The organism is Kitasatospora sp. MY 5-36 (assembly GCF_001182915.1).
Classification (GTDB): domain Bacteria; phylum Actinomycetota; class Actinomycetes; order Streptomycetales; family Streptomycetaceae; genus Kitasatospora.
The window spans coordinates 1-12,362 of the sequence record NZ_LFVW01000352.1 but is presented as its reverse complement, the minus strand read 5'-3'; the positions used below and the strand labels follow the sequence as shown (position 1 = coordinate 12,362).

The following is a 12,362-nucleotide window of genomic DNA, read 5'->3' as shown; positions in this document are numbered from 1 at the left end:
CGGCGAGCCGGCGGAGAGGTCCCTGCCGCAACGGGGCGAGGAGCGGCCGACGGCGCTGGTGTACCGGGGGCCGGCCGCCTGCGACGGGTGCCCGGAGGCGGCGCGGGGGCTGCTGGAGCGGGCCGGGTTCGCGGTGCGGTTCATCGGGCCCCGGGAACGGGTGCGGTTCGGCCCGGCGGCGCTGGCCGACGCGGCGGTGTACGTGCAGCCGGGCGGCACCAACGGGCAGGAGGTGGGCACCGCGTGGGACCTGCTGGCCCGCGAACCGGGCTTCTCCCCGGACCTGGTGCGCGCCTACGTGCGCGGCGGCGGCCGCTACCTGGGGCTGTGCATGGGCGGCTACCTGGCCGGCGACCCCGGCTTCGACCTCCTGCCCGGCGACTCCGGCGAGTACATCCGCTCCCCGGACGCCACCGTCACCGACGAACAGGACGGCCTGGTCGACGTCCTGTGGCGCGGCCGCCCGCAGCGGATGTACTTCCAGGACGGCCCGTACTTCGACGTCGACGGCCCGGGCACGGACGTCCTCGCCCGCTACCCCAACGGCCGCACCGCCGCCGCCGTCGCCCCGTACGGCCGGGGCCGGGTCGCGGTCAGCGGCCCGCACCCCGAAGCCCCGGCCGACTGGTACGGCGACTACGGGCTGCCCGACCACTCCGCCACCGGCCTCACCCTCGGCGAGGACCTGCTCCACGCCCTGACCGCCCCCGCCCCGACCACCGGCCCCACGCCCACGCCCACGCCCACGCCCTGAGCCTGACGCCGGACCGGCGGTGCGAAGCGGGTACCCGGTGGCGGCAACGGTCGGCCCCTGCCCCCGGCAGTGCGCCGGGGGCAGGGGCGCGCGGGGGCGGGCGGGCCGTCAGCCGTGCGAGAAGGTGATCCGCGGCAGTACCCGGTCCAGCCAGCGGGGGGTGTGCCAGGCGGCGTGCCCGGTCAGGCACAGCAGGACGGGGAGCAGGACGAGGCGGACCAGGGCGGCGTCGAGGAGGACGGCGGTGCCGAGGACGATGCCCATCTCCTTGGGCGGGAGCGGGCCGGACAGGGCGAAGGTGAAGAACACCGCGACCATGACGCCGGCGGCGGCGAAGACGACCCGGCCGGAGTGGGCCAGGGCCCCGGTCATGGCGGCCTTGGGGTCGCCGGTGCGTTCGTAGTGCTCCTTGGCGGAGGCGAGGAGGAAGACGGTGTAGTCCATCGCGATGGCGAAGATCATCGCGAAGAAGAACACCGGTGCCCAGCCGTCCAGGAAGCCCTGCGGGGTGAAGCCCAGCAGGCCGGCTCCGTGGCCGTCCTGGAAGACCAGGCGGGCGACGCCGAAGGCGGCTCCGGTGGACAGCAGGCTGGCGGCGGTGCCGAGGGCGGCGATCAGCGGGGCGCGCAGGGCGGCGAGCAGCAGCAGGAAGCCGAGGGCCATGACGACGCCGATGACCAGCGGGGTCTTCTCGGTGAGCAGGTGCTGCAGGTCGAGGTTCTCGACGGCGGCGCCGCCGACCATGGTGTCGGCGGGCAGTTCGGCGCGCAGGGTGTGGACGGTGCCGGAGAGGTCGGGGCTGGAGGGGTCGACGGTGGGCACGGCCTGGATCATCGACCAGCCGGACCCGTCGGCGGCGGCCTGGGCGGGCATGGCGGCGGCGATTCCGGGGGTGGTGGCGACCCGGGCGGCGACCTCGGCGGCGCGGTCGGTGGGGGTGAGGATCTGCAGGGTGCCGGGGGCGCCGGGGCCGAAGGCCTGCTGGACGGCGGTGTAGCCGGCGCGGGCGCTGGCGTCCTCGGGCAGGACGGTGATGGACGGCATCGCGGTGCGCAGTCCGATGACGGGGGCGGCGAGGGCGATCAGCGCGGCGAGGGCGAGGGCGCCGTAGCGCAGCGGGTGCTTCCAGAGGCGTTCGCCCCAGGCGGCGAAGCGCGGGGAGGCGGGTGGGGGGGACTTGGTCCAGGGCAGGGAGAGGGCGTCGACGCGGTGGCCGAGGCGGCCGAGGACGGCGGGCAGCAGGGTGAGGGTGGCGGCGAGGACGAACAGGACGGCGAGCATGATGCCGCCGGCCATCGAGCGGAACGCCGGGGAGGGGACGAGCATCACGGCGGAGAGGCTGACCAGGACGGTGGCGCCGGAGAGCAGGACGGCCTTGCCGGCGGTGTCCATGGTCTCGGCGACGGCGCGCACGGCTCCCTCGTCGGAACGGCCGGCGGAACGGCCGTCGGCCCGGCGGACGGCGCGGAAGCGCATGACGAGGAAGAGCGCGTAGTCGATCCCGAGGGCCAGGGCGAACATCATGGCGAAGTTCATCGCCCAGACGGACACCGGGAAGAGGTGGCTGATCAGGACGAGGGAGCCGGCCGAGGCGGCGAGGCCGGCCATGGTGAGCAGCAGGGGCAGTCCGGCGGCGACGAGGGAGCCGAAGGCGAGTACCAGGATGGCGAGGGTGACCGGCCAGGACATGACCTCGGACTTCATCATGGCGTCGTGGTTGGCCTTGTTGAAGTCGCTCCACAGGACGGAGGCGCCGGTGGCGTGGACGCTGACGCCGTCCGTGGACAGGGCGCCGAGCGGTCCCTTGAGGTCGTCGGCGGCGCGGACCATGTCGTCGGGCGAGGCGGCGGCGCCGGCGAGCAGGACGGCGGTGCGGCCGTCGGGGCTGATGGTGGCGCCGGGCTGGGGCGTGAGGACGGTGGACACCCGCGGGTCGGCGGCGGCGAGGTCGTGCGCCTCGGTGATCACCTTCTGGACGGCCGGGTCGGTGACGGGGCGGTCGGCGGCGACGACGATCTGGATCGCGGAGGAGGCGTTGCCGGCGAAGTGCTGCTCGGCGAGTTCGCGGACCTGGACGGACTGGGAGCCGTCGGCCTGCCAGCCGGCGCCGGACAGCGCGCTGGTGACCTTGGGGGCGAAGGCGCCGAGGCCGATGACGACGATCAGCCAGCCGACCAGGACGGCCTTGAAGTGCCGGGTCGACCACACCCCGAGGCGGCCGAGCGGCCCGGGTCGGCCGTTCTCGGGGGCGCCGCCGCTGCCGGGGGCGTCGGGGGGCGGGGCGGCGGGCCGTACGGCTTCGGCGGGGCGGTTCACGTGGTGCTCCGTTCTCGGGCGCCGGGGAGGTCCGGAGGCCCGAAAAAATACGGGTGGGGGTATCTCGACCAGCGACAACAGCACCCGTCCCGCCTTTCATTCCGCCCCGGCCGCCCCTACCCCGACGACCTCGGCCCCGGCCCCGGCCGCCCCGGCCCGCCGGCCGCCCCCCGCCGGCTAGCCGATCACCGCGTCCACCTCGACCTCCACCAGCCAGCGCTCGTCGATGAAGCGCGACACCTCCACGAAGGTGGTGACCGGGCGGATCTGCGCGAAGCGCTCGCCGTGGGCGCGCGCGGCCTCCCGCCACTGGCTCATGTCGGTGAGCATGACGCGGGTCCGTACGACGTCCGTGAGGGTGGCGCCCGCCTCCCGCAGGGCGGCCTCGGCGATGTCCAGGCAGCGGACGGTCTGGGCGTAGACGTCGCCCTGGCCGACCGTCGTGCCCTCCTCGCTGATCGGGGCGGTGCCCGCGACCGCGACGTGGTTGCCCTTGCGCACGGCGCGGGAGAAGCCGATCCGCGGTTCGAGGGGCGAGCCGGAACTGACTGTCTGTCGAGTGCTCTCCATCGCACCATGGTGCCGCACTAGTGCACCCGTCGGGCCGTCTGCCCGCACGAACGCCCCCGCGCGCCGCCGGACCTGCCCCGGAGCACCTCACCGCACTAGTGCACCAGTCTCAAATAGCCCCACGGCAAGGCTTGTTGGCGCCGACGCGTACGGCGTACATTCGGCGGCATGGAACACCTGGACCACCCGACGGGCACCGATGCCCCCGCCACCGACGTCCTCGTCTCCGGCGCCGGGATCGCCGGCCCCGCCCTCGCCTACTGGCTGCGCCGCCACGGCTTCACCCCCACCGTCGTCGAGCGCGCCGCCGGCCCGCGCCCCGGCGGGCAGGCCGTCGACCTGCGCGGCGCCGGGCGCACCGTGATCGAGCGGATGGGGCTGATGGAGCGGGCCCGCGCGCTGCGCGTCGAGCAGCACGGCATCGCCCTGGTCGACCGGCGCGGGCGGGCCACCGCCCGGATACCCGTCGGGCTGTTCGACGGCGAGGGCATCGTCTCCGAGATCGAGATCCTCCGCGGCGACCTCGCCGACCTGCTGCGCGAGGCCACCGACGGCGTCGAGTACCTCTGGGACGACACCGTCACCGCGCTCGACCAGGACGCCGGGGGCGTCACCGTCACCTTCGAGAACGCCCCCGCCCGCCGCTTCGCCCTGGTCGTCGGCGCGGACGGGCTGCACTCCGCCGTCCGCCGCCTCGCCTTCCGCCCCGGCAACGGCGACGGCGACGGCACAGACGGCACCGAAGGCGCCCACTACCGGCCGCTCGGCGGCTGCCACGCCTGGTTCACCGTCCACGACCCCGCCCTCGCCCGCGAGCTCGACGGCTGGTTCCTGATGTACAACGCCCCCGGCGGCCTGGTCGCCGGCGCCCGCCCCGGCCGGCTGCCCGGCGAGGTCAAGGCCTCCCTCGGCCTGCGCCGCGCGCCCGCGGCGTACGACCGCCGCGACACCGCCGCCCAGCGGCGCCTGCTCGCCGAGCGCTTCGCCGGAGCCGGCTGGGAGGTGGACCGGCTGCTCGCCGGGATGCGCACCGCCGGGGACTTCGCCTTCGACACCTTCGGCCAGGTCCACCTCGACCACTACAGCCGCGGCCGCGTCGCCCTGCTCGGCGACGCCGGGTACAGCCCGAGCCCCCTGACCGGCCTCGGCACCAGCCTCGCCCTGGTCGGCGCCTACCTGCTGGCCGGTGAACTCGCCGCCGCCGCAGGCGACTTCCGTACCGCCTTCGCCCGCTACGAGGAGCTGATGCGCCCCTACGCCACCCGGGCCCAGGAGCTGCCGCCCGGCGGCCTGGGCGGCTACGCCCCGGACAGCGCCCTGGCGATCCGCCTGCGTGCCGCCTCCATGCGCTGGATGGGCCGCTGGCCGCTGCGCCCCGTGCTGGCCGCCCAGTTCGCCAAGGCCGGTGACATCGCCCTGCCCGACTACCCGCTGCCCGATCGCACGCTGCCCGCCCGGACCGCCTGAGCCTCAGGCCGCACGCCCCCGCCCGGCTACGCCGTGCGCGGCTGGTTGAAGCGCAGCATGTTGCCCGACGGGTCGCGGAAGGCGCAGTCGCGCACCCCGTAGGGCTGGTCCATCGGCTCCTGGAGGACCTCGGCGCCGGCCGCCCGGATGCGCTCGAAGGTGGCGTCGCAGTCGTCGGTGCGGAAGATGACGCCGCGCAGCAGGCCCTTGGCGAGGAGTTCGGCGGCGGCCCGGCGGTCGGCCTCGGAGGCGTGCGGGTCGGCCAGCGGGGGCTCCAGGACGATCTCCACGCCGGGCTGGTCGGGCGAGCCGACGGTGACCCAGCGCATGCCCTCGAAGCCGACGTCGTTGCGCACTTCGAAGCCGAGGACGTCGCGGTAGAAGGCGAGCGCCCGGTCGTGGTCGTCGACGGCGATGAAGCACTGCGCGAGTTCGATGCTCATGCCCGTCACGCTACGGGAGCACCGGGGCCGCCGTCGCTCCCGTTCCCCTTCGCCCCCTTGGCCTCCTTGGCCTCCTTGGCCTCCTTGGCCTCCGCGCGCCGCACCGGGCGGGTGCCGATCTTGGCGACGCAGGCCGGGATCGCCGCGCCCTGCTCGTGGTCGCGGGCCCGGTAGGCGCTGGGGCTCTGCCCGACCAGCTCGGTGAAGCGGGTGCTGAAGGAGCCCAGCGAGGTGCAGCCCACCGCCATGCAGACCTCGGTCACGCTCAGGTCCCCGCGCCGCAGCAGCGCCTTGGCCCGTTCGATCCGGCGGGTCATGAGGTAGGTGTACGGGGTCTCGCCGTAGGCGGCGCGGAAGCTGCGCGAGAAGTGGCCGGAGGACATCAGCGCGGTGCGGGCCAGCGCCGGCACGTCCAGCGGCTGCGCGTACTCGCGGTCCATCCGGTCCCGGGCCCGGCGCAGCCGCACGAGGTCGTCGAGCGGCACGCGGCCCGCGGGCGGGGACGAGGTAGAAGACGGGGACGAGGACGGGGACGACACACCGGCCACCGTACCGACTGCCACCGACAGACGGCGTCCGGCCGATCCGTCCACCCCGTCCCCCGCCCGGCGCAGCCCGCTCGCGCCCGCCCCGCCGCGCCGACCACCCTGGAGCGGGGGCCGGACGGCGGAGAGGGCGACAGGGGTGGACGGCGAGGACGAGCAGCCCACCGCCCCGCGCGCGCCCGGCAACCGGGCGGTGGTGCTCGGTGTGCTGGCCGCGACCGTCGCCGTGCTGCTCGTCCAGGCGGTCAGCGGCACCAGTGCCCGCCTGGTGCTGCTGCTGGTGTTCCTGCCCGCGCTGCTGGCGGGCCTGGGCACCGTGGCCCAGACGGTGGCGGCCTCGGTGTGGGTGACCGCCGTGGTGGTGGCCCACTCGGTGCTGTTCCCGCCCGGGGACCTGCCGGCCCGCCTGGGCACCCTGCTGGGCGTGGTCGCCGCCGAGGCCGCCGTGATCGGCCTGTGCGCGCGGCGGGTGCGGCGCGAGCGGCAGCTGTCGCGGATGCGGCAGGTCGCCGTCGCCCTCCAGCGCCAGCTGCTGCGCCCGCTGCCCGTCACCACCCCGGACGTGCGCCTGGACGGGCTGTACCGGCCGCTGGAGCAGGACGCCATGGTCGGCGGCGACCTGTACGACGTCGCCGACACCCCGCACGGCACCCGGGTGCTGGTCGGCGACGTCCAGGGCAAGGGCCTGCTCGCGATCGGGACGGGCTTCGCGGTGCTGAGCGCCTTCCGGGAGGCGGCCTTCCGCGAGCCGCGGCTGACCGCCGTCGCCGACGCCCTGGAGGCGGCGGTGGAGCGGCACAACGCCTACGCGGAGCAGAGCGGCGAGCAGGAACGGTTCGTCACGGCCACCGTGCTCTGCGTCCGCGCCCCGGACAGCAACGACGGGGGCACCGACGACGAGGGCACCGACGACGGGGGCCGCGCCACCGAGGTGCGGGCCGTCAACTGCGGCCACCTCTCCCCCTACCTGCTGCGCCCCGACGGCCGGGTGGAGCCCGTCCCCCTGGACGCCGGGCTCCCGCTCGGCCTCGCCGCCCTGGCCGCCACCGGCGAACCGCGCCCCGAGCGGCGTTTCACGCTGCCCGGGGACGGGGTGCTGGTGCTGCTCACCGACGGCATCACCGAGGCCCAGGACGCCTCCGGCGCGTTCTACCCGGTCGAACGGGGCCTGGCCGACCTCGCCGCCGTCCCCGCCGACACCCTGCCCGAGGCCCTGGACCGGCGGGCCCGGCGCTGGAGCGGCGGGAGCAGCCGCGACGACGTCACCGTCCTCGCCCTGCGCCCCGCCCCGGAACCGCCGGCCCGGTAGCCCGGTAGCCGCCCGGGACGGGCCGAACAGGGCCGTACGGGGCTGTACACGGCCGTACGGGGCCGTTCGGGACCGTCCATGGGGCCGTCCGGCCCTTGACCCCCGGCTGCGGGCTCCACCTGCGGCGATCTAGGGTGCAGGCATGATCCCCACACCGATACCCAGCCCCGAGCCCACCCGGCTCGACGGTCCGACGGACGACTTCCTGACCGACCCCGCCCAGGCGCTGCGGGTGATGATGCAGGGCAACGCCCGGTTCGTGGCGGGCAACCCCGAGCACCCCAACCAGGACGCCGGGCGCCGCGCGGCGCTCGCCCCGGCGCAGCGGCCCTTCGCGGTGCTGTTCGGCTGCTCGGACTCCCGGCTGGCCGCCGAGATCATCTTCGACCAGGGCCTGGGCGACCTCTTCGTGGTGCGCACCGCCGGGCACGTCACCGGCGCGGAGGCGCTGGGCAGCATCGAGTACGGGGTGAGCGTGCTGGACTGCCCGCTGGTGGTGGTGCTGGGGCACGACTCCTGCGGTGCGGTGGCGGCGGCGCTGGACTCCCTGGAGCAGGGGCAGCTGCCGGGCGGTTTCGTCCGGGACGTGGTGGAGCGGGTGACCCCGAGCGTGCTGTCCGCCAGGGCGGCGGGCATCGAGGACCGGGACGGGATCGTGGACGAGCACATCCGCCAGACCGTGGACCTGCTGGTGGAGCGCTCGCAGGCGCTGGCGGCGCGGATCGCCGAGGGGAAGGTGGCCGTGGTGGGCCTGTCCTACCGGCTGCGCGACGGCCGGGCCCGGCTGGTCTCCGCCCGGGGGCCGGTGGGCTGACGGCGGGCCGGCCGCGTCCCGCCCGTCGCCGGGACGGGGACGCCGTCCTCGGGAAACCGGAGTCGCATCCTCCGGAACTCGATGTCCGATCACCGCCAGCGCCCCCGTCCGGGCGGCGGCAGAGTCGGTGACCGGCAACGATTCCCCATTTCCCGAGGACGGCAGGCTCCCGTGCACAAGGCCATCGATCTCAAGGTCCTGTACTTCGGCACCCCCGTGGTGCTGATCGGCTCGCGCAACGAGGACGGCAGCGCCAACCTCATGCCGATGTCCTCGGCCTGGTGGCTGGGGCAGTCGTGCGTGCTCGGCCTGGGCGACAGCTCGCAGACCGCCGAGAACCTGCGGCGCGAGGGCGAGTGCGTGCTCAACCTGGCGTCCTCCGCGCAGGTGGACGCGGTGGACGCCCTCGCGCTGCTGACCGCCAAGCCGCGGATCGCCGAGTACCGGCTGCGGCAGGGCTACCGCCACGAGCGGCGCAAGTTCGAGGCCGCCGGGCTGACCGAGGTGCCCGGCGAGCTGGTGCGGGCGCCGCGCGCCGCCGAGTGCCCGGTGCAGCTGGAGTGCCGGGTGGAGTCGGCGACGGCGCTGGCGGGCGGCGGGCGCACCGCCTTCGAGGTGACGGTGGTGCGCGCCCACGTCGAGGAGAGCCTGCTGGTACCCGGCAGCGACCACTACGTCGACCCGGTCGGCTGGGACCCGCTGATCATGAAGTTCTGCGAGTTCTTCGGCGACGGGCGGCGCCTGGCCCCCTCCCGCCTCGCCGAGGGCTGGCAGATGCCCGGGCGGCTGCCCGCCGCCGTGTGACGTGGCGTCCGCCCGGGGCCTCCGCCCGGGACGTCCGCCCGGGACGTCCGCTCACCGGTGGTGCTCAGGGCGCGACGGTCGCCCCGCAGGAGTCGCACACCCGCGTCGCGGGCAGCTCCAGGAAGCAGCTCGGACAGATCGCCGGCGGGCGCGGCGGCGCGGCGACGGCGGCCTTGCGCTCCACCGAGGCCCGCAGGCGCGGGGCCAGGGCGGGCGTGCCGCCGTCGGCGGGCAGGTCGGCGGCGAAGTGCCGGTAGCAGGCCAGGCGGGCGGCGGCCGCGTGCTGCTCGCGGTCCATCTCGGCGGCCACCGGCGGCTGTCCGGCCACCGCCAGCACCTCCTGGTAGCCGGGCCCGACCTTGCCGTCGGTGGCGTGCACCACCAGGGCCGTCAGCGGTGGGTCGCCGCGCCGGTGCGCCTCACGGATCACCAGGGCCAGCACCTTGCCTATCCAGTGCCGCTGGTTGATCCGGGTGCGCACCCCCGAGGCCTCCTGCACCGCCTCGGCCAGGTCCGGGTAGCTGATCACCGCGTGGTAGCGGCGCGCCACCTCCACCAGGGCCGGGTAGGCCGCCCTGGTCCACACGATGTGCGCCTGGCTGGCGCTGACCGCCGAACCGTCCGACGCCCGCCAGTACGTGTGCTGCTCCGTCATCCGCCCGCCCCTGTCCGTCTTGTCCGTTGTGTACGTGTCCGTCCCCCGCGGGCCCCCGCCGGGAGCGAGGCTACCCGGCCCCGGAGCGGCACCCTCGGGCGGGGCCTCGCCTCGGGCGGGGCTTGACTTCAAGTCCTGTTGAAGTCGTGGAATGGGTGCCGACCGCAGCCGTACGGGCAACCCCGCGGTCGATGCCCCGCCCGTACGGAAACCCGTACCGGGGCCGGGGCCGCCGCCTTCCCGATCGTGCCGACGGCGGCCCCGGCCTCCGGGCCCCCCAGTCCACCCCACCCGGCGCCGCGCCCCGCCTCCCGCGCCTCCCGCCTCGCGTGGGGAGGCCGCGCCTGTGAGCCGGAACACGGTTGAGGTTGACCTTGGGTCAGGGTGGAGGCTCCTCGCATCGGGCCCGACGACGACGCGGGCCCCGCGATACGAGGGGGCAGCATGTCCACCACCCACCACTCCGCCCACGGCCCGGACCGCCCGGAGCTGCGACGGGCGGTCGAGGAGATCGCCGGATCCGGTTTCCTCGGCGTGCAGGTGCGGGTGAACGACGCGCACGGCGAGTGGGTCGGCACCGCCGGGTCCCGCGAGCTGGGCCGCGAGGAGAGGCCGCCGGCCGACGGGCACTTCCGCGTCGGCAGCGTCACCAAGAGCTTCATCGCGACCTCGGTGCTGATGCTGGTGGCCGAGGGCCGGCTGGCCCTGGACGACCCGGCCGGCGACCACCTGCCCGGGTTCGGGCTGGACCGGCGGATCACGGTGCGGATGCTGCTCCAGCACACCAGCGGGATCTTCAACCACACCGGCGAGCTGGAGGAGGACGGGACGTTCGTGCCGGGGGTCCCGTGGCGGGGCCGGGAGTGGGTGGAGGACCGCTTCCGCACCTACCGGCCCGAGGAGTTGGTGCGGCTGTCGCTGTCCCGGCCGGCGCGGTTCGCGCCGGGGGCGCGCTGGAGCTACGCCAACACCAACTACGTGCTGGCCCGGCTGGTGGTCGAACGGGTCACCGGCCGGCCGTTCGCCGAGGAGCTGCGGCGGCTGGTCCTGGAGCCGCTGGGGCTGACCGGGACGGTGGCCCCGGGCGCCTCGCCGGAGGTGCCCGAGCCGCACGGCCGCAGCTACTACCGCTACGAGGACGCCGGGCGGGAGCGGACGGTCGACGTCACCCGGCACAACCCGTCCTGGGTCTCGGGCGGCGGCGACATGATCTCGACCACCCGGGACCTGCACGTGTACTTCTCCGCGCTGATGGGCGGCCGGCTGCTGCCGCCCGGCCTGCTGGCCGAGATGCGCGCGCCGGAGGCGACGGTCGGCTACGGGCTGGGGATCTTCGCCCAGGCCACGGACACGGGCACCGTCTTCCACCACAACGGCGCCACCATCGGCTCGGCCGCGCTGATGTACGGCTCGCCGGACGGCGGCACCACCCTGACCGCCGGGCTGACCTACGTGGACGACGCCGACGTGTCCGTCGCCGCGGCGTTCCAGAGCGCCCAGCGACGGCTCGTCGACGAGGTGTTCGGCACCGGGCCCGGCCCCACGGCATCCGGTCGTACGGCAGGCTGAACGGATGGCAAACGGAGTCACGATCGGGCAGGCGGCCGCGTACGTCGGCGTCACGGTGAAGACGGTGCGGCACTACCACCGGCAGGGGCTGGTCGAGGAGCCGCTGCGCGACGCCTCCGGCTACCGGCGGTACGGGTCGGGCGAATTGCTGCGGCTGGTGCAGGTCCGGACGCTGGCCGCCGCCGGGGTGCCGCTGGCGGAGGTCGGGCCGCTGCTCGACGCCGACGGCGAGCGGTTCGCCACCGCCCTCGCCGACGTGGAGCGGCGCCTGACCGAGCGGATCACGGAACTGACCGCGCGCCGCGACACCCTGCACCGGCTCGCCGACGGCGACCGGGCCCTGCTGCCCGACCGCGCCTGCGCGGCCCTGGAGCGGATGCCCGGGCTCGGCTTCGGCCCCGACTACGTGGCGGCGCAGCGCGAGGCCCTGGTGCTGGCGCGGGCGCTGGTGCCGGAGGGCTTCGACGGCCTCCTCGCCCAGCTCGAACTGCGCCTGGACGACCCGGGGTTCGTCGAACTGACCAGACGCGGCCAGGAGGCCGAGGCCTGGGAGCCGGACGATCCGAGGGTCGAGGAGCTCGCCGCCGCCATGGCCGACCACTACCTCGCCAACCCCGCCCTGCTGGGCGACCCGGCCGGCCTGCGCGCCTGGGCCAGGGCCGCCACCCAGTACCGGCTGATCGACCGCCACCGCGACGACCAGGCCCCGGTCTCGGCCCGGCTGACCGCGCTCACCGAGGCCCGGCTGCGCGCCGCCGGCGTCCCGTCCCCGCACCGGTAGCGCCCCCTGCCGCCCGCGGGAAGCCGGGCCGACTTCCCGCGCGGCCCTCCGCCGGTCACCAGCCCGGCCGGGGCTCCGGGGCGATGGTGATCAGCGGGTGGAAGTGGGCGAGTTCGGCGGGCTCGTCGACGGGGCCGCCCTCGGCCTCGATCCAGGCGTGGGCGCGGAACGGGGCGGTGCGCACGCCGGTGCGCCAGGTCGGCCAGGCGCCCCGGGTGCGGCACAACAGGGCTGCGGCGATGGAGCGTTGGAGGCAGCCCTGGCCGGCGCAGCGCATGCTGAGGGCGACCACGGCCTGCCGGGCGGCGAGGGCCTCGGCGCGGTCGGCGGGCCGG

At 75.8% G+C, this 12,362-nt stretch carries 13 protein-coding genes; 7 read left to right on the top strand and 6 right to left on the bottom strand.

Annotation, left to right across the window (positions count from 1 at the left end; translation table 11 throughout):
• The coding region (locus AE652_RS22060) for a hypothetical protein (protein ID WP_049654181.1) at positions 1-754 on the top strand (754 nt) is incomplete at its 5' end.
• A gap of 108 nt (positions 755-862) precedes the next feature.
• Here AE652_RS22060 and AE652_RS22055 read toward each other — a convergent pair.
• The gene (locus AE652_RS22055) at positions 863-3,070 is read right to left on the bottom strand and encodes an MMPL family transporter (RefSeq protein ID WP_049654172.1); all 2,208 of its coding nucleotides are present in this window, start codon (positions 3,068-3,070) and stop codon (positions 863-865) included.
• A gap of 177 nt (positions 3,071-3,247) precedes the next feature.
• On the bottom strand, positions 3,248-3,640 hold the full coding sequence (locus AE652_RS22050) for a RidA family protein (RefSeq protein WP_049654170.1): 393 nt from the start codon (positions 3,638-3,640) through the stop codon (positions 3,248-3,250).
• Between the two features lie 168 nt (positions 3,641-3,808).
• Between AE652_RS22050 and AE652_RS22045 the strand changes: the two genes are divergently transcribed.
• Positions 3,809-5,107, top strand: a complete 1,299-nt coding sequence (locus tag AE652_RS22045; RefSeq protein ID WP_049654169.1) for an FAD-dependent monooxygenase — start codon at positions 3,809-3,811, stop codon at positions 5,105-5,107.
• 26 nt (positions 5,108-5,133) lie between these two features.
• Here the strand turns inward: AE652_RS22045 and AE652_RS22040 are convergent, their stop codons facing one another.
• Positions 5,134-5,550 (bottom strand): VOC family protein, encoded by a 417-nt coding sequence (locus AE652_RS22040; RefSeq protein ID WP_049654179.1) that lies wholly within the window; start codon positions 5,548-5,550, stop codon positions 5,134-5,136.
• A 5-nt stretch (positions 5,551-5,555) separates the two neighbouring features.
• On the bottom strand, positions 5,556-5,990 hold the full coding sequence (locus tag AE652_RS45220) for a helix-turn-helix transcriptional regulator (protein ID WP_369808317.1): 435 nt from the start codon (positions 5,988-5,990) through the stop codon (positions 5,556-5,558).
• A gap of 244 nt (positions 5,991-6,234) precedes the next feature.
• Between AE652_RS45220 and AE652_RS22030 the strand changes: the two genes are divergently transcribed.
• From AE652_RS22030 to AE652_RS22020, 3 genes are all read left to right on the top strand, one after another.
• Positions 6,235-7,404, top strand: a complete 1,170-nt coding sequence (locus AE652_RS22030; RefSeq protein WP_053112178.1) for a PP2C family protein-serine/threonine phosphatase — start codon at positions 6,235-6,237, stop codon at positions 7,402-7,404.
• 235 nt (positions 7,405-7,639) lie between these two features.
• Positions 7,640-8,218: a carbonic anhydrase gene (locus tag AE652_RS22025; protein WP_049654174.1), complete on the top strand. Its 579-nt coding sequence runs from the start codon at positions 7,640-7,642 to the stop codon at positions 8,216-8,218.
• Positions 8,219-8,389: 171 nt separating this feature from the next.
• Positions 8,390-9,022, top strand: coding sequence for a flavin reductase family protein (locus tag AE652_RS22020; protein WP_049654167.1), 633 nt, complete (start codon positions 8,390-8,392; stop codon positions 9,020-9,022).
• 64 nt (positions 9,023-9,086) lie between these two features.
• On the opposite strand, the gene AE652_RS22015 is transcribed toward AE652_RS22020, so the two are convergent.
• Entirely contained in the window at positions 9,087-9,677 is a 591-nt protein-coding gene (locus tag AE652_RS22015) for a hypothetical protein (RefSeq protein ID WP_234348478.1), read from the bottom strand.
• A 444-nt stretch (positions 9,678-10,121) separates the two neighbouring features.
• On the opposite strand from AE652_RS22015, the gene AE652_RS22010 reads away from it, so the two are divergent.
• Positions 10,122-11,246, top strand: a complete 1,125-nt coding sequence (locus AE652_RS22010) for a serine hydrolase (protein WP_049654166.1) — start codon at positions 10,122-10,124, stop codon at positions 11,244-11,246.
• A gap of 4 nt (positions 11,247-11,250) precedes the next feature.
• Positions 11,251-12,027 (top strand): MerR family transcriptional regulator, encoded by a 777-nt coding sequence (locus tag AE652_RS22005; protein WP_049654165.1) that lies wholly within the window; start codon positions 11,251-11,253, stop codon positions 12,025-12,027.
• A 55-nt stretch (positions 12,028-12,082) separates the two neighbouring features.
• Here the strand turns inward: AE652_RS22005 and AE652_RS22000 are convergent.
• Positions 12,083-12,362 (bottom strand): lasso peptide biosynthesis B2 protein (locus tag AE652_RS22000; protein ID WP_049654162.1); only part of this gene is annotated, 280 nt, incomplete at its 5' end.